Origin of the sequence: Luteimicrobium subarcticum, assembly GCF_002798015.1 — a bacterium.
Taxonomy (GTDB): Bacteria; Actinomycetota; Actinomycetes; order Actinomycetales; family Cellulomonadaceae; genus Luteimicrobium; species Luteimicrobium subarcticum.
Genome location: NZ_PGTZ01000007.1, coordinates 650,693 through 667,493 on the forward strand (window position 1 = coordinate 650,693; position 16,801 = coordinate 667,493).

14 protein-coding genes are annotated in these 16,801 nt (G+C 70.5%); 8 read left to right on the plus strand and 6 right to left on the minus strand.

Annotation, left to right across the window (positions count from 1 at the left end; translation table 11 throughout):
• Nucleotide 1: 1 nt before the first annotated feature.
• Nucleotides 2-823, plus strand: coding sequence for an ABC transporter permease (locus CLV34_RS07950; protein ID WP_100349701.1), 822 nt, complete (start codon nt 2-4; stop codon nt 821-823).
• 50 nt (nt 824-873) lie between these two features.
• Nucleotides 874-1,830 carry a glycosyltransferase family 2 protein gene (locus CLV34_RS07955; RefSeq protein ID WP_157803754.1) on the plus strand — a complete coding sequence of 319 codons (957 nt, stop codon included), beginning with the start codon at nt 874-876 and terminating at the stop codon, nt 1,828-1,830.
• Between the two features lie 6 nt (nt 1,831-1,836).
• Here the strand turns inward: CLV34_RS07955 and CLV34_RS07960 are convergent, their stop codons facing one another.
• The 5 genes from CLV34_RS07960 to CLV34_RS16965 are packed head-to-tail and all read right to left on the minus strand — an operon-like array spanning nt 1,837 to nt 6,830.
• Entirely contained in the window at nt 1,837-2,775 is a 939-nt protein-coding gene (locus CLV34_RS07960; RefSeq protein WP_100349703.1) for a glycosyltransferase family A protein, read from the minus strand.
• Nucleotides 2,772-3,710, minus strand: a complete 939-nt coding sequence (locus CLV34_RS07965) for a glycosyltransferase family 2 protein (RefSeq protein WP_342747213.1) — start codon at nt 3,708-3,710, stop codon at nt 2,772-2,774. The genes CLV34_RS07960 and CLV34_RS07965 overlap by 4 nt, the downstream gene beginning before the upstream one ends.
• Nucleotides 3,683-4,702: a PD40 domain-containing protein gene (locus tag CLV34_RS07970; RefSeq protein ID WP_100349705.1), complete on the minus strand. Its 1,020-nt coding sequence runs from the start codon at nt 4,700-4,702 to the stop codon at nt 3,683-3,685. Before CLV34_RS07970 ends, CLV34_RS07965 begins: the two co-directional genes overlap by 28 nt.
• On the minus strand, nt 4,699-6,153 hold the full coding sequence (locus CLV34_RS07975; protein ID WP_245859096.1) for an MFS transporter: 1,455 nt from the start codon (nt 6,151-6,153) through the stop codon (nt 4,699-4,701). Before CLV34_RS07975 ends, CLV34_RS07970 begins: the two co-directional genes overlap by 4 nt.
• Nucleotides 6,150-6,830 carry a hypothetical protein gene (locus tag CLV34_RS16965; protein ID WP_245859097.1) on the minus strand — a complete coding sequence of 227 codons (681 nt, stop codon included), beginning with the start codon at nt 6,828-6,830 and terminating at the stop codon, nt 6,150-6,152. Before CLV34_RS16965 ends, CLV34_RS07975 begins: the two co-directional genes overlap by 4 nt.
• Before the next feature lie 191 nt (nt 6,831-7,021).
• On the opposite strand from CLV34_RS16965, the gene CLV34_RS07980 reads away from it, so the two are divergent.
• The gene (locus CLV34_RS07980) at nt 7,022-7,621 is read left to right on the plus strand and encodes an acyltransferase (RefSeq protein ID WP_100349707.1); all 600 of its coding nucleotides are present in this window, start codon (nt 7,022-7,024) and stop codon (nt 7,619-7,621) included.
• Between the two features lie 24 nt (nt 7,622-7,645).
• Here the strand turns inward: CLV34_RS07980 and CLV34_RS07985 are convergent, their stop codons facing one another.
• Nucleotides 7,646-8,692: a glycosyltransferase family 4 protein gene (locus CLV34_RS07985; RefSeq protein ID WP_100349708.1), complete on the minus strand. Its 1,047-nt coding sequence runs from the start codon at nt 8,690-8,692 to the stop codon at nt 7,646-7,648.
• A gap of 36 nt (nt 8,693-8,728) precedes the next feature.
• On the opposite strand from CLV34_RS07985, the gene CLV34_RS07990 reads away from it, so the two are divergent.
• The 5 genes from CLV34_RS07990 to CLV34_RS08010 all read left to right on the plus strand — a co-directional run bounded on the left by CLV34_RS07990 (nt 8,729) and on the right by CLV34_RS08010 (nt 16,794).
• Nucleotides 8,729-9,880 (plus strand): glycosyltransferase family 4 protein, encoded by a 1,152-nt coding sequence (locus tag CLV34_RS07990; RefSeq protein ID WP_170044621.1) that lies wholly within the window; start codon nt 8,729-8,731, stop codon nt 9,878-9,880.
• Between the two features lie 89 nt (nt 9,881-9,969).
• Nucleotides 9,970-13,620 carry a transcription-repair coupling factor gene (gene mfd / locus CLV34_RS07995; protein ID WP_100349710.1) on the plus strand — a complete coding sequence of 1,217 codons (3,651 nt, stop codon included), beginning with the start codon at nt 9,970-9,972 and terminating at the stop codon, nt 13,618-13,620.
• A gap of 149 nt (nt 13,621-13,769) precedes the next feature.
• On the plus strand, nt 13,770-14,441 hold the full coding sequence (locus tag CLV34_RS08000; RefSeq protein WP_100349711.1) for a phosphatase PAP2 family protein: 672 nt from the start codon (nt 13,770-13,772) through the stop codon (nt 14,439-14,441).
• Between the two features lie 48 nt (nt 14,442-14,489).
• On the plus strand, nt 14,490-15,725 hold the full coding sequence (locus CLV34_RS08005; protein ID WP_100349712.1) for an acyltransferase family protein: 1,236 nt from the start codon (nt 14,490-14,492) through the stop codon (nt 15,723-15,725).
• Between the two features lie 43 nt (nt 15,726-15,768).
• Complete coding sequence (locus tag CLV34_RS08010; protein ID WP_100349713.1) at nt 15,769-16,794, plus strand: glycosyltransferase family 2 protein; 1,026 nt, start codon at nt 15,769-15,771, stop codon at nt 16,792-16,794.
• Nucleotides 16,795-16,801 lie beyond the last annotated feature (7 nt).

Here is a 16,801-nt window from a genome sequence, read left to right on the forward strand (position 1 = left end):
CGTGGCCGAGACAGTGGTGATCACGCCGCCGGGGCGCTTCAGCGTCCCCCACTGGCGCGAGCTGTGGAACGCACGCGAGATCCTCTTCCAGTTCGGGATGCGCGACGTGCTGCTGCGCTACCGTCAGACCGCTGTCGGGGTCGCGTGGGTCGTGGTCCAGCCGTTGGCGGCGGCCGCGGTGTTCTCGGTGGTCTTCGGCCGCGTCGCAGGGCTGTCCAGTGCCGGCGTCCCGTACTTCTTGTTCACCTACATGGGCATGCTGGCCTGGACGCTCTTCAGCACGGCGCTCTCGCGCTCGGCCGCATCGGTCGTCGGCAGCCAGGCCCTCATCCAGAAGGTGTTCTTCCCTCGCCTGATCGTCCCGGCAGCATCCGTGCTCTCCTCGGTCGTCGATTTCGTGGTCGGACTGTTGTTCGGGTTGGTGCTGCTCGTCGTCTACGGGGTGAACCCGGGCTTCCAGGTGCTGCTCGCGCCCGTCGTCGCTCTGCTCTTCCTGATGTTCGGGCTCGGCATCGGCACTGCGGCCTCCGCCGTGATGGTCCGCTACCGCGACGTCGCCTACGTGCTGCCCTGGCTGATCCAAGTGCTGCTCTTCGCGTCACCTGTCGCGTACGCGCTGGACGCCGTGCCGTCGAGCCTCAAGCTGTGGTTCGAGGCGAACCCGCTGACCTGGTACCTCGAGCTCTTCCGCTACACGCTCCTTCGGCAGCCGGCGCCGCCGGCATGGCAGTTCGTGGGAGCGGCGGTGCTCGCGCCCCTGGTCCTGGCCGGCGGCGTCCTGGTGTTCCAGCAGTTCGAACGGCGCTTCGCGGACATCGTGTGATGGCCGTCGAGCTCCCGAACCGTGCGCAAGACGGTTCGCCGACGGTGAGCGTGATCGTCATCACCTTCGCCCGGCCCACGTACGTGGCCCAGTGCTTGGCCCATCTCGCCCGCCTGCGCACGCGCCCCGCGCAGGTGATCGTGGTCGACGGGTCGCCCGACGACGACACGGCGGCCGTCGTCACGGACATGTCGGATGTCGACTACGTCCGGCACGCCCTCGGCCGGGGGACGATGCCCGAGTCGAGGCAGCTGGGACTCGCCCGAGCCACCGGCGACGTGGTCGCCTTCATCGACGACGACGCCTACGTGGACCCCGAGTGGATCGACGAGCTTGTGCGACCGTACGCCGATCCGGAGGTCGTCGGGGTCGGCGGCCGTGCCGTCAACGGCATCCCGGGGGAGGACGTCGAGGGCCTGGACGAGATCGGCCGCTTGCGTCCGGACGGCACGCTGACGGGGTACTTCGGCGCGGATCCGCACGAGGTCGTCGACGTCGACCACCTCCTCGGCGCCAACATGTCGTTCCGACGCTCGGCGTTGCAGGAGATCGGGGGCATCCGAGGCAACTACCCCGGCACGTGCCTCTGCGAGGAGTCCGACATCTCGCTCCGTCTAGGGTTACGCGGCGGGCGACTCGTCTTCGCGCCGGCGGCTGTCGTCCGCCACGTCGCAGCGCCGTACACCACTGGTGGTCAGCGGTTCGACCGGCGCTACCTGTACTACTCGCGCCGCAACCATGTGGTCCTGCTCGCGCGGGTCTTCGGCTGGGCCAGCCCGATGCTGCGGCGCTACGCGAGGACGGCCATCGTCGCTCAGCGCTCCTACCTGAGGGTGTTCTGGGAGCGTGCTACCGGCGCCGAGGGGGACGGCTCGACCTCCTCGCGTCTGCGTGCGCCGATCGTGCTCACGCGGTCGGTCGTCGAGATGGTCGGTCTCGTGGCCGGGGTCCCCGCAGCGTGGGTGGCGCGGGCCCGGGATCGGCGAGCGGGCGTCCGAAGCCCTTGATGACGGTCAGCGTCGGCGGAGGCTCCGGCCGAGCCCGCGCGCCGCGTCGACGGGTGCACGGCGCGCGCCCCAAGCAAGCTCCGCCATGGCGTCGCCAGGTCCGTTTCTCCGGGCGACACCGACGGCAGCGGCGCCCGCCTCGGTCGCGGCCCTGCCGCGGAAGCGCGTCAGATGCTCCTCGAGCAGCTCCGCGTTGTGAGAGTCGCCCCGCAGTCGCGCCGCAGCCGCGAGCCGGACGAGCGACTGCTCCATGACCGACCGGCGCGCCCGAACGTTGGCGCGGTCGGTGCTCGTCATGTTCGCGTCGTGGCGGCGGTAGCCGAGTGCTTCGCCCGGCACGCAGGAGAACGTGCCCTCGTACAGCAGCCGGAGCATGAACTCGAAGTCCTCCATGATCGGCAGCTCCGGGGCGAACCCCCCGACCGTCACGAACGCGTCTCGACGAATCATGAGAGTGCCGCAGATGTGAGGCGTGGGCACGGCGCCGCGGAGCATGTCTGCGGCCGTCGCAGGCACGGCAGGGAACGCCGGCTCGAAGGGAGCCCCGCTGGCATCCATGTGCCATCCGCCCACATAGCAGGCCGGTGCGTCGGGGGTGCGCAGCAGCGACTCGACCTGAAGGGCGAGCCGCTCCGGGATCCACAGGTCGTCGTCGTCGTGGAACACGACGAGGCTTCCGCGCGACTCGCCGAAGCCGACGTTGCGTGAACGACCGAGGGTTGCGGGGCGCGTCGTGATGACACGCGTGCGGGGGATCCCGTCCAGCGCTGCCGTGAGCCAGACGTCGTCCTCGACCCCGTTGTCGACGATCACCAGCTCCCACATCTCGTACGTCTGGTTCGCGACGGTCTCGACCGCGGCGCGCAGATACGGCGAACGGCGGTTGGTCGGCAGGACGATGCTGACGAGCGGACGTGGCGTGGTCTGTGACGCGTCCGGAATCATCGGTGTCCCTCTTCGGTCGTGACGTGCGGGCGAGGCGCCCGGCGGAGCGCCGCCACCGCCTCCGGCCGCCCCCCATGCAGGACGACCTCGCGCAGACCGAGGAGGTTCCCGTGAAGTCGCCCCTCGCGGTCGGGACGGTGTCGATCGCGGAGGTGGATCACGTTCGCGCCGAGGTAGACCGCCCAGTCGTGGACAAGCTGACGGGCGCTCTTGGTCCCCTTGCGCCACAGGTAGAAGGGGTTCACGATCTGCGCGAAACCGAGCGTTCGCCCATCGACGCGGCCCGACCCGACGGCCAGGTGGACAGCCACGCACCCGTGGTAGTGGACGACGCGACCGAGGCGGCCGGCACGCACGCTGAAGTCGTAGTCCTCCTGCCAGGCGTAGAGCCGCAGCCGCTCGTCGAACGGCTCACCAGCGACCACCGCACCGCGTGCCGTCATGTTCGCACCGTAGGCCGCCCGGACGTCGCGTTCGAACTCCGTGGGCCTGTGCGCGGCGAGTGCGCCTGCAGCCTCGTCGCGAGAGATCTCGCGGTCCTCGTTCGCGCCGTCGACGACCACGAGGCCCGTCATGAGCGCGACGTCGGGGTGCCCGGTCATGTAGGCACGCGCCTTCTCGATGTAGTCACGGGCGAGGACCGCGTCGTCGTCCATGAAGGTCACCAGGTCGGGAAGCACCTCGAGCGATCGGAAAGCGGTGTTGCGCTGTACGGAGGATCCGCGTTCACCGACGACGACCCGCACCCACGGGTCCGCGCGGAAGGCGTTCGGCACGTCGCCGTCCGCGGCGACCCCCAGGACGACCAGGTCGGGACGGATCGTCTGGGCACGCAACGAATCGACCGTCCGTCCTAGCACCTCAGGTCGACGGGTGCTCGCGATCAGGACGATGTGCTGAGGAGCTGTCACGGCTTGACCACTGACGGGGACCACGCTTCCTTGATCAGTACCTCGGGGGAGGAGCGGCCCGCGGCCGGCATCTGCCAGACGTCCGAGACGCCCGTCTGCCCGTCACGCGGAACGCCGTACATGAGCGTCGCGCTGTCGAGCCAGGCGATCTGGTCGTCGACCGATCTCTTCTCTGCGCTCAGGATCGTGATGGTGCCGGTGGCAAGGTCCAGCACTGCTGGGGTCCAGTGGGTCGCGCCCCCTTCGCCGACGTTGCGCTTAAAGGCGATGCGCGTGCCGTCCGGCGACAGCGACGGACACTCGACATGGTCGACCACGACGGTCAGCGTCCTGCGCGCGAGGTCTCCCTTGACGAGCCAGGTGTGCCCCATCGACTTCGACTGGGTGGTTGCGTAGAACGTGTTGTCGTCGGCGAACGTCACGCCCCACATGTTCCGATCAACCGGCCGGATGGTGTGTCCGTCCTCGATGAGCCGGTAGTCCTCGATGTTGCCGTAGTCCGTCCCGTCCGTCCCATGGATCTCGGTCACGGTCGAGAAGTTGGTGGAGGCGTACGAGTGTCCCGTGACGAATGCCGTCGTCCCGACCAGTGTTCCATCAGGCGACAGCCTGGTGCGGCTCGGGACGCCCGGGAGCGCCCACGAGCTCGTGACCTTCCAGTCAGCGTCGAGGAGCTCCGCCTCCCACGTGGTCACCACGCCGGGCTTCGTCCGGAGACAGGCTGCCTGTGCCGCCTGAGCGTCGATCCGGTCGCACGTCACCCCGGTGAACGCGCGCGGGCCTGCCGGGTCGTCGAGCGCGACCTCGGCCACCCGCCCGTACAGGTTGCCCGTCGCCGTGCTGCGGAACACGATCCGTGGCTGCCGGGAGAGCGTAGCGAGGTCGGCCTGCTCGACCTGGGTGGGCTTCTTCTGCTCAGCATGGGAACGCACGACCGCTCGCCACGTGTAGGCACCGCTCGCGACGAGCACGACCACCACCAGTGCGGCGAAGGCCGTCAGGTTCCTCCGCTTCATGCCTGGCCCGCGCGGCGCTCACTCGCAACGGGCTGGGGGCGCCCCTCGTCGGGTGCGCCGCCTGACGTACCTGGTGCGTCCAGGTGGCGCAGGGCGTAGGCGGCAGCCGGGACCGCCGCGGCGAGCAGGCAGGCGACGGTGAGCACCGCCTCGCTCCGACCGATCGTGAACCACAGGATGCCGAACGCGCTGGATGCGACGAGTCGTGAGACGTCGACGGCCGACTGTGCCGTCCCGATGGCGGACGCTCGCGACTCGGTCGCGATCAACCGACCCACGAGCGCCGCCAGAACGCCGTCCGTGGTCGCGTAGAAGATCCCGAGCAGCAGGAGCGCGAGCAGTGTCACGCTCGTCGAACTCACTGAAGCGCCCGCGCAGAGGTAGGCGCCTACCAGTGCGACGTGGCCCCACACGAGCACCTTGGCTCGTCCGACCTTGTCGGCCAGCCGCCCGGCAGGGACGGCGAGCGTCATGTACGCCACGTTGGTCCCCACGTAGAGGAGGGGAAACCACTGCGTCGCGAACCCGTCCTTGGCCTGGAGGCTGAGGTAGATGAACCCGTCCCCGACGGTGAGCAGGCCCAGGACGACGGACACGGTGAGGATGCGGCGCAGCTCCCGTCCGCGCAGGAACGTCCAGCTGAACGTGGGGGCCCCCTCGGCGGCGAGCGCGGTGACGCCGCAGGTGCAGTTCTTGCACTTGGGTAGACCCCGGGCGACGCGGCTCCTGTGGCGCTCGAGCCAGGCGGCCCGGCGTGGCCTGAGGTCGGGGACCAGCAGGACCAGTGCGCCCACCCCGATCACGGCGACACCGAACGAGATGACGAACACGTTGCGGTACCCGCCGGGTATGAGCCAGAGCACGACGAACGCGAGCAGGGGGCCGATGGCGCTGCCGGCGGTGTCGAGCGCACGGTGCACACCGAACGAGCGACCGATTGTCCTCGGGTCGGACGACGCAGCGATCATGGCGTCTCGTGGTGCCGTCCGGATGCCCTTGCCTACCCGGTCGATAGCGACGGTGGCAGTCACAGCGGCGAGCGACGTGCTGAGCAGGAGGATGGCGCGCGTCGCCGCCGACAGTGCGTAGCCGAGAGCGGCCACCCGTTTGGGGTGGTCACGCTTGTCCGACATCCAACCTGCCACGATCCGCATGAGCGACGGGGCGCCCTGCATGAGGCCGTCGATGAACCCGTAGGCGACCGTGGTCATGCCGAGGGACGCCGTGATGTAGAGAGGGAGGACGGCCGCCACCGACTCGGACGAGATGTCGGTGAGCAGGCTGACGATCCCGAGCGTGACGACGGTCGACGAGACCCTGCCGCGGCGCTGCCGGCGATCCTGGCTCTGTGCGGGCGGCGGCTCGGCCTCCGCGTAACGGTCGCGGATGGCTTGGAGCGCAGCAGCCCGTTCCTCAGGGGAACGTCGGCGCGGTCGTGCTTCGGCCGTCACCGGTCGAGCTCCAGATTGGCGAAGACCGAGTAGGCGGTGCTCCCCTTCGTGGTGTGGAGCGTGACGCTGACCGTCTCGTCGCCGCGTCGGAACGCCGCCGTGGTCGCACCGGGTCGACCTTGTACGGCGACCTCTGTGAACCCGCCCCCGAGGAACCATTGCCGGTAGTCGTTGAGGACGAAAGGCAGGCCCTGCGACGTCGCAGCCTCGACGGTCACCTGCACGTGGTCGTCCTGCGAGGACACGCTGCTCGTGGTGATCCTCGAGTAGGAGGCGACCTTCACGACGTCTCGCGGGAAGTCGTCGAGGAGGCGGCCCTTCGACGCACCGGAGCGAGGCGCCGACTTGCCCAGGTGACCGGCCCCGGAGCCGTCGAGCAGCTGGCTGAGCCCGGTCGGGGTCGGTGTCGGCGTCGCGTTCGGTTCGGAACCGACCTGTGGGTCGGCAGAAGTTCCGGTCTGCCCGGTCGACCCGTCGGAAGCAGGGGGTGCGTCTGGCGACGTGTGGGCGGTGGTGCCGCCTGGCGAGGACGTGCCGTGTGTCGGGGTCGTCGAGCCGCCGTCACTGCCCGACGCCGAGCTGGCGGGTGCGCCTGCGCTGGCTGCCCCTCGGTCGCCGGTGTCTCGAAGGATCCCGACGACGGCAAGGACGCCGATCACGAGGAGCACGACGGTCACGGCCGCGACACCTACGACTCGGCGGACCGGACTCATGTGGACCTCACGGGAAGACTGCGGCTGCCCGACCGCGATCACATCGAAGGGCGTCTTGAGCCTAGTCGTGGTTGGTCACGTCGAAGTACCACCCACAGGGTGAATCGTGCCGCAGAGCATGTGACGGTCGACCATCCTCTCTCTATGCTCCGGGCATGCCGAAGATCGCAGACAGCGCCGACGTGGACCCCTCGGCATCGGTGGGTGAGGGCACCACGATCTGGCACCTCGCCCAGGTCCGGGAGGATGCCGTGATCGGTGAGGGCTGCGTCGTGGGCCGTGGCGCGTACGTCGGCCCAGGCGTGCAGACGGGGCGCAACTGCAAGCTCCAGAACTACGCCCTGGTCTACGAGCCCGCGGTGCTGGGCGACGGTGTCTTCGTCGGCCCCGCCGCCGTCCTGACGAACGACCAGCATCCGCGTGCGGTCACCGTGCACGGCGCGCTCAAGACCGTGGACGACTGGAGCATGGTCGCCGTGACCGTCGGGGACGGTGCCGCCATCGGCGCCCGCGCAGTGTGTGTGGCTCCGGTCACGATCGGTCGCTGGGCGACCGTCGCCGCGGGCGCGGTCGTCACCCACGACGTCCCCGATCACGCGCTCGTCGCGGGCGTCCCGGCCCGGCAGATCGGGTGGGTGGGGCGCGCGGGAGCGCCGCTGACGCCGAACGAGGACGGTATCCGCTGGCACTGCCCCGACACGGGCGAGGTGTACCGCGAGACGTCTGCGGGGCTCGAGCGGTCCGAGAAGGAGTGAGCGCCGTCTGGCGGCTGGCCGACGCTATCCGGCGACCTCGCGCCAGATGTCGGCGTGCGCCCTTGCGGTGGCCTCCCACGTGAATCGGCGGGCACGTGCCCGTGCCCGGTCGAGCCTCGCGGCAAGGCCCGCGTCAGGGTCGACGGTGACGGCGAGCAAGGCTGAGGCAAGAGCCTCGCGACGCGGTTCGACGACGAAGCCGCAGTCCCCGACCACCTCCGGCAGGGCGCTGCAGTTCGAGACGATGACCGGCGTGCCCGCTGCCATGGCTTCGAGCGCAGGAAGGCCGAAGCCCTCGTACGTCGACGGGACGACCACTGCCTCGGCCGACGCGACGATGGACGGCATGAGGCGGTCGGGCTGGCGACCCAGGAGCACCGTGCGCTGCAGCGGTGCGAAGAGCCGGGTGCGTGTGGGGTGCTCGGGGCCGGCGAGGGCCAGCGTGATGCCTGATAGAGAAGGGGAAGCCAGCTCCCAGGCGGCGGCCAGCTCGCCGAGGTTTTTTCGCTGTGACGCACCACCCGCATGGAGGACGTACGGCCCTTCGAGCCCGAGCGCGCGGCGCACGTCCGTTCCGAGCGGTGGTGCGTCGAAGTAGGCGTCGTCCACGCCGTTGTACACCACGCGCGGCTCCGCGACACCGAGCAGGCTCCGGACCTCGTCTGCCGAGAACTCTGAGACGCAGACGACCGCGGCCGCACGGCGCGCCTCGTCCGCCGCTGCGCGGACCGGTGCGGACTCGTCGGGGTAGCGCCAGGCGACCGTGTCGTGGATCGTGACGACGTCACCCTGGGGAGCCGGCGGGATAGCGAGGTCCATGCGGTGCAGGACGGACTGCCGCGAGTGCAGCAACCGCCCGACCAACCGTCGTTCCTCGACGCTCGCCGAGCTGAGCCAACCGAACGGAAGTCGTCTCGTCCCGGGCAGGTCGGACCGGAGCGAGCGCGACACCGAGACGTCGACCCGCCACCCGGGGAGCAAGGCAGCGGCGCGCGTCTCGACCTCCGACTCGTAACGCTGTGCACCCATGGGATGCGCGGCCGCGCTGCGCGCGATGACGAGCCTGGTCATGGCCCTCCGTCCGAGAGAGGTGACACTATATCGGCCATGTCGCGATCACGGGTCGACGTGGCGCTCGTCACGAGCTCGTTCCTCCCGCACTTCGGCGGGGTCGAGGAGCATGTCCTCAACACGGCTCGCGCGCTGCGTGCGCGAGGGGTGGGCGTCGTCGTCTGGACCGTCGACCGCGGCGACGCCGGCGCGCCCTCGGAAGTCGACGGGATCGCCGTCAGAGTCTTGCCCTGCCCCCTCCCGGCGCGCAACGCCCGTTCGGTGTGGGACTTTGCGCGACGAGTCCCGGGAGCCGCTGCGGCGTGGATCGTGGCACTTCTCCGTGACCGTCCTCGGGTCCTGCACGTGCAGTGCTTCGGGCCGAACGGGGTGTGGGCGTCCGCGCTCGCACGCCTGGTGCGCCGTCCTCTCGTGGTCAGCGCGCACGGTGAGACCTTCATGGACGCAGACCACGTGTACGAACGGTCTCGCCTGCTGCCGCGCGCGCTGCGAAGCGCGCTCGCCCGCGCCAGCGCGATCACGGCCTGCTCGGCCTACGTCGCTCGGGATCTCGAGCGCTTCGGGGGTGACCCTGCAGGCGTCGTGGTCGTACCCAACGGGATCGATCTGGACGAGCCGCCCGGCCCGCCGCCGGCGTGGCTCCCGGAGCGGTACGTCCTGGCCGTGGGCCGTGTGGTCCACACCAAGGGTTTCGACCTCCTCGTCCGGGCTGTCGCATCGCTCGACCGCGTGCACCTGGTCGTGGGTGGCGACGGCCCCGAACGGGGTCGGCTGGAGGCGCTCTCCGACGAGCTGGGCATGGCGGACCGTGTGACCTTTCCCGGGCGGCTCGCACGGCCGGAGATCGTCGCGGCGATGGCCGGTGCGGACTGCCTGGTCGTGCCGAGCCGGGTCGAGGCGTTCGGCATCGTCGTCCTCGAAGGCTGGCGAGCAGGCGTCCCGGTGGTCGCGACATCCCACGGTGGCCCCCCGGAGTTCGTCGACGACGGTCGGACGGGATACCTCGTGGACCCGGAGGATGTCGTCGCGCTCTCCCGTGCGATCGACGAGGTCGTGCGAGATCCCGCTCGTGCGCAAGAAGTGGCGGAGGCAGGACGGCGTCGTGTCGAGGGGTTCACCTGGGCAGCGGTTGCCGGCCGTTACGAGGAGCTCTACGACAGCATCTCGGGTTCCCGCGAGGGCACGTAGGCTGGTGAGTCGGAGCCCGGTCTGACCCTCGGATCGGGCCAGTTGTGCCGCCAGACGCTGGGCGGCGCTGGATCGCTCCCGAAGGACCCATGAACCTCACCGCCCTCCTCCCCGCCCTCCTGACCGAGCCGACGTTCGCGTCGGTCGTCGAGCGCACCCGCACGGGCGGCGAGCTGGACGTCGTCGGCCCGCTGGGTGTGCGCCCGCCGCTGCTGGCGGCGGCGAGCGAGACCCGCCCGTTGGTGGTCGTGACGGCGACGGGCCGTGAGGCCGACGAGCTCGCGGCAGCGACACGCCTGTACCTGTCGGAGGGCGACCGGGACGCCGTCGCGGTCCTGCCGAGCTGGGAGACCCTCCCGCACGAGCGTCTGTCGCCGCGCGCGGACACGGTGGCGCGTCGGCTCGCGGTGTTCCGCCGGCTCACTCACCCGGACCCGGAGACGCCGTCCGCGGGTCCGGTCCGCGTGCTGGTCGTGCCGATCCGGGCGCTGCTGCAGCCCGTCGTCGAAGGACTGGGCGAGCTGGAGCCGGTGAGCGTGCACCACGGTGACCGGGTCGACCTGGTCGACCTGGAGCGCAGGCTCGCGGACGCCGCCTACAGCCGCGTCGACATGGTCGAGCGGCGCGGGGAGTTCGCCGTCCGCGGCGGGATCCTCGACGTCTTCCCGCCGACGGAGGACCACCCGCTGCGTGTCGAGCTGTGGGGCGACGAGGTCGAGGAGATCCGCTGGTTCTCGGTGGCCGACCAGCGGTCGCTCGAGGTCGCCGAGCACGGTGTGTGGGCGCCGCCGTGCCGCGAGATGCTCCTCACGCCGGCGGTCCGGGCGCGTGCCGCGGCGCTCACGGAACAGCTTCCGGGTGCGCTCGACATGCTCGACAAGCTCGCGGCCGGGATCGCGGTCGAGGGCATGGAGTCCCTCGCGCCGGCGCTCGTCGACCACATGGTCCCCGTGCTCTCGATGGTGGACGACGCTGCTCTCCTCGTCGTGTCCGAGCCGGAGCGCGTCCGCCGTCGCGCGCACGACCTCGTCGCGACCACCGAGGAGTTCCTGGCCGCCGCGTGGACGAGCGCGGCCGCCGGCGCGAAGACTCCGCTCGACCTGTCGGCGGCGTCGTTCCTGACGCTCGCGGACGTCCGCGACGACGCCGCCCGCCAGGGCCTGGGCTGGTGGACGCTCAGCGCGTTCGGGCTCGACCCCGAGGCTGCGATCGACCCGGCGGGAGACGGGCACGGCACGGTCGGATCGGCGGGCGTCTCGGCGGGCGCCGACACGGTCGTCCTGCCGGCGCGGGACGTCGAGCGGTACGCCGGCGACGTGGAGCGCGCGGTCGACGACGTCCGCGGCCTGCAGCACGGCGGGTGGCGGCTCGTCCTGACGACGGACGGCCACGGCCCGGCGCAGCGCCTCACCGAGCAGCTGCGTGCCGCCGAGACGGCCGCGCGCCTGGTCCCGGACCTCGACGCGGCGACGAGCCCCGACGGGCCCGAGCCGGGCGTCGTCGTCGTGACGGCGGCCCCGGGCGTCCCGGGCTTCGTCATGCCGGACCACCGGCTGGCCGTGTTCGCGGAGTCGGACATCACCGGCCGCTCGGGCAGCAGCACCAAGGACATGCGCCGCATGCCGAGCCGGCGGCGCAACGTCGTCGACCCGCTACAGCTGCGCGCGGGTGACTTCGTCGTGCACGAGCAGCACGGCGTAGGCCGGTTCGTCGAGATGGTGCAGCGCACCCTCGGGGCAGGAGCCAACGCGGCGACCCGCGAGTACCTCGTCGTCGAGTACGCGTCGTCCAAGCGCGGCCAGCCCGGGGACCGGCTGTTCGTCCCGATGGACCAGCTCGACCAGGTCACGAAGTACGTGGGCGGCGAGGCGCCGTCGCTGAGCCGCATGGGTGGCGCGGACTGGCAGAAGACCAAGACGCGGGCCCGCAAGCACGTCAAGGAGATCGCGTCCGAGCTCATCCGGCTGTACTCGGCGCGCATGGCGACCGAGGGGCACGCGTTCGGCCCGGACACCCCGTGGCAGCGTGAGCTCGAGGACGCGTTCGCCTACATCGAGACGCCCGACCAGCTGTCCACGATCGACGAGGTCAAGGCCGACATGGAGAAGTCGGTCCCGATGGACCGCCTGATCTGCGGCGACGTCGGCTACGGGAAGACGGAGATCGCGGTCCGTGCCGCGTTCAAGGCCGTGCAGGACGGCAAGCAGGTCGCGGTCCTCGTGCCCACGACGCTGCTGGTCCAGCAGCACTTCGAGACGTTCTCGGAGCGGTACGCGCAGTTCCCGGTCACCGTCCGCGCGCTGTCCCGGTTCCAGTCCGACAAGGAGTCGGCCGAGACGGTGGACGGCCTCGCGGACGGCTCGGTGGACGTCGTCATCGGCACGCACCGCCTGCTCACGGGAAGCGTCCGGTTCAAGAACCTGGGCCTCGTCATCATCGACGAGGAGCAGCGGTTCGGCGTCGAGCACAAGGAGACGCTCAAGGCGCTGCGCACCAACGTCGACGTGCTCGCGATGTCCGCGACCCCGATCCCGCGCACGCTCGAGATGGCCGTCACCGGAATCCGCGAGATGTCGACGCTGGCGACCCCGCCCGAGGAGCGCCACCCCGTCCTGACGTACGTCGGCGCCCACGACGAGAAGCAGATCACCGCAGCCGTGCGGCGCGAGCTGCTGCGCGAGGGTCAGGTCTTCTACGTGCACAACCGGGTCGAGTCGATCGACCGGGCGGCCGCCCGCATCCGCGAGCTGGTCCCCGAGGCCCGCGTCGACATCGCGCACGGCAAGATGTCGGAAGGCCAGCTCGACCGGGTCATCCGGTCCTTCTGGGAGAAGGAGCTCGACGTCCTCGTCTGCACGACCATCATCGAGACCGGCCTCGACATCTCGAACGCCAACACCCTCATCCTGGAGCGCTCCGACCAGCTCGGGCTCAGCCAGCTCCACCAGCTCCGCGGACGCGTGGGCCGCGGTCGCGAGCGCGCGTACGCGTACTTCCTGTACCCGCCGGAGCGTCCGCTGACCGACACGGCGCACGACCGCCTCGCGACCCTCGCCGCGCACACCGACCTCGGTGCGGGCATGCAGGTCGCGATGAAGGACCTCGAGATCCGCGGCGCCGGCAACCTGCTGGGCGGCGAGCAGTCCGGCCACATCGAGGGCGTCGGCTTCGACCTCTACGTGCGGATGGTGGGGGAGGCGGTGGCGTCGTTCCGTGGCGACACAGAAGAAGAGCAGGCCGACGTCACGATCGAGCTGCCCGTCGACGCGCACCTCCCCGTCGACTACATCGCGCACGAGCGGCTGCGTCTCGAGGCGTACAAGAAGATCGCGGCCGCCCAGGACGACGCGGCGCTCGCGGAGGTCCGCGCCGAGCTGCAGGACCGGTACGGCACGCTGCCCGACATGGCGTCGGCGCTGTTCGACGTCGCAGCGTTCCGCAACCACGCGCGCCGCGCCGGGCTCACTGACGTCACCGCGCAGGGCAAGTTCGTGCGGTTCGCGCCGGTCGAGCTGCCGGAGTCCGCTGCGCTCCGGGTCAAGCGGCTCTACCCGGGGACGATCCTCAAGCCCGCCGTGCGGACCGTGCTCGTGCCTTTCCCGACCACCGCGCGCATCGGCGGCAAGCCGCTGCACGGCGCCGACGTGCTCGCGTGGGCGAAGCAGCTCATCGAGGCCGTGATCCTGGGCGACGTGTCGGCGGCGGCGAGCGTGGGGACGTCCACCGTGCGCCTCAAGTGATCCCGGTCGCCTCGGGGACGCTGGGCACGGCCGAGCCCCGGGGCACGTTACGCCGGATCGCCTTACATCGTCCTCGACGCGGGTGAAACCTGTCCGGGCTCGATACCCAGGGGTTTCGCCGGACGGGTGCCTCGCAATATCGTCGCGCTATGGGCGACGCCCCGCTGGCGGACCACCTGCAGGTGAACGGTGAGGGGATGGCCCGCCGCGGATGGCGTGGTGCGCGGGCAAGCGCCGGTGTGCTCTGTCTCCTCGGCTTTCTGTCTCTCTATGCCGTCGCCGTCCGAACGGTCGCCGGTCAGCGGTACGACGCAGAGATCTTCGGCGCTGCCCAGCGAGTCCCGTTTGGCGGGCACGCGCAGATCCCGCGGGTGGGCGTCCCTCTGACGCTGCTCGGGGTGCTGTGCGGGTGCGTCCTCGTCGCACTGCGCCGGCGGCGAGGGCAGGCGATCTTCTGCGCCGCGGCATCGTGCCTCCTGACCGTCGCGGCGGCTGCAGCGGCCCAGCAGGTGCTCGGCAGGCCGCGGCTCGGCGCGTTCGCCTATCCGTACAACACCTACCCCTCCGACCATGTCGCAGTCACGGCCGCGCTCGGACTTGCCGTGCTGATGCTCTGGCCCCGCCCGCGATGGTTCGGCCAGATGCTGCTCGGAGTCGTCGCGCTGGTCTGGATGGCATGCGTGTACAACGTTGTCGGATTCGCCCACCGCCCGTCGGACGTGTTGGGCGGGGTGATGCTGGCGGGAGGCGTCGCGGCCGTGGTCGTCGCCGTCGTCGGTCTAGGGCCGTCGATCCCGAGTGGCCGGCAACAGTCGGTGTGACGAGTTTCATCCTGGCCGTCGTGCGCCCTTGGTGGCATCTTGACCGGCATGGTCCAGCCGATCGGAGTCGCGGGGGAGTCCGAGGCCGTCTCGTCGCGCGACGCGTCGCGCTACCTCGTGATCGATGCCCTCCGCGGGGTGGCCGCCGTGTCCGTGCTCGCGTTCCACCTGTTCTACAGCGGTCCGCAGGCGACGCTCCTGCACGACGGTCTCCCGCATTGGCTGACACACGGCATCGAGTACGGGCGCAGTGGGGTGGCGATCTTCTTCGTGCTCTCCGGCTTCGTGATCGCTCTCACCACCCGCCGGCTCGGCTCCCGGTCCCGGGACGCGCTGCGCTTCGGTGCCCGGAGGCAGCTGCGGTTGGACCCGCCGTACTGGCTGATGCTCGCGGTGGTGCTGCTCCTCGGAGCCATGGAGCGGTTGGTGCCGGGGCTCGTATACCAGTCGTACAGCTTCGCCGAGGTAGTCGAGAACGCGACCTACACCCAGGGCTTCTTCGGCGATCCGTCGATCCTCGCCGTCGCCTGGACGTTGTGTCTCGAGGTGCAGTTCTACCTGGTGGTGCTGCTGCTGGTGATCGTCGCGGGCGTGTTGGTCGGTCGCACGGGCGCCGTGCCGACGCCGAGCCTGGCGCCGCGCCAGGCATGGGTCCGCTCCGGCGCATGGGCGCTGGGCATCCTGTCGTTGCTCTACGCGGACATGGGATGGAGCGCGGGGCCCTGGTTCATCGGGGCGTGGTGGACGTTCTGCCTGGGGGCGACGGTGTGCTGGTTCGTCAAGGGCGACATCGGCGTCGTCTCTCTGACCGTGGCGCTCGGCATCGCCCTGTTCGCGCAGACGATCTCGGTGGCGCAGGGCTTCGGCGACGAGTGGGGAGGGCAGTGGTTTGCCCTGGCAACCGCAGCGGTGCTGGTCATTCTTTTCCTCGTCGGGCGCCTCGGGTCCCGACCATGGCGTTGGCTGCTGTTCCTCGGGAGCATCTCCTACTCGCTCTACCTTGTGCACCTCCCGGTGATCGACGTCGGGATGGGCGCCCTCGACAAGGTGCTGCCGCAGACGCTCGTCGGAGCCTTGGTCGCTGTCGTCGTCGGCGCGGCGGCCGCGATGACGGTGGCGGTCGTCCTGCATCGTTGGGTGGAGGTCCCCGCGATCCGGCTCTCCCGTTCGCTGACGACGGGTTCGCGCGAGGAGATCAAGGCCCGGCTCAGGGCATATCGATGGTGGCCGACCGCAAGAGCTGCACGAGCGGCGTCGGTAGGTCGCGACACAGGAGGCACCTGACCACGCCGGGGCTCGGGCCGCGTCCGATAGGCTCGCTCCCACCATGAAGCTGTTCGTCCAGATCCCGTGCCTCAACGAGGAAGAGACCCTCCCGCTCGTCCTCGCCACCATCCCGCGCGAGATCCCCGGGATCGACGAGGTCCACGTCCTCGTCATCGACGACGGCTCGACGGACCGCACGGTCGAGGTGGCCCGCAACCTCGGCGTGACGCACTTCGTGCACCACCGTGGACGCATGGGCTTGTCGCGCTCGTTCCGCGACGGCATCGACTACGCCCTGCGGCACGGCGCGGACATCGTCGTGAACACGGACGGCGACAACCAGTACCCGCAGCAGTCCATCCCCGAGCTGGTGGCGCCGCTGCTGCGCGGCGAGGCGGACATCGCGATCGGCGACCGGCAGACCGCGACGATCGAGCACTTCTCGCCGTTCAAGAAGGCGATGCAGCGGTTCGGCAGCCGGGTGGTGAGCCGGGCGGCGGGGACCTCCTTGCCGGACGCGGCGAGCGGCTTCCGCGCCTACTCGCGCGCGGCGCTGTACCGGCTGAACGTCGTGACGCAGTTCTCGTACTGCATGGAGACGATCATCCAGGCGGGCAACAAGCGCCTGCGGATCGCGTCCGTCCCGGTCGTCACGAACGAGAAGACGCGCGAGTCGCGCCTCTTCAACAACGTGTTCGAGCACATGGCCAAGTCGGGCCAGGCGATCACGCGCTCGTACGTGATGTTCAAGCCGTACACCCTGTTCGTGACGCTCGGCGTGGTCTTCTTCGTGCTGGGCCTGGTGCCGTTCGTGCGGTTCCTGTGGTTCACCGTCGCGGGGGAGCCCGGCAACCACATCCAGTCGCTCCTGCTGGGCACGATCATGATGGTCGGCGCTCTCCTGTCGTTCGCGCTGCTCATCATCTCGGACCTCCTGCGGACCAACCGCACGCTCCTCGAGGACACCCTCGAGCGCGTCAAGGAGGTGCAGTACGGGGCGTCGCCGTCGCCGGTCCTCCCGTCCGCGCCGGACGACGTGTCGGTCGCTGTCCCGGACGACGTGCCCGCCGCCCCGTCGGCCCGGTGACGGGCGC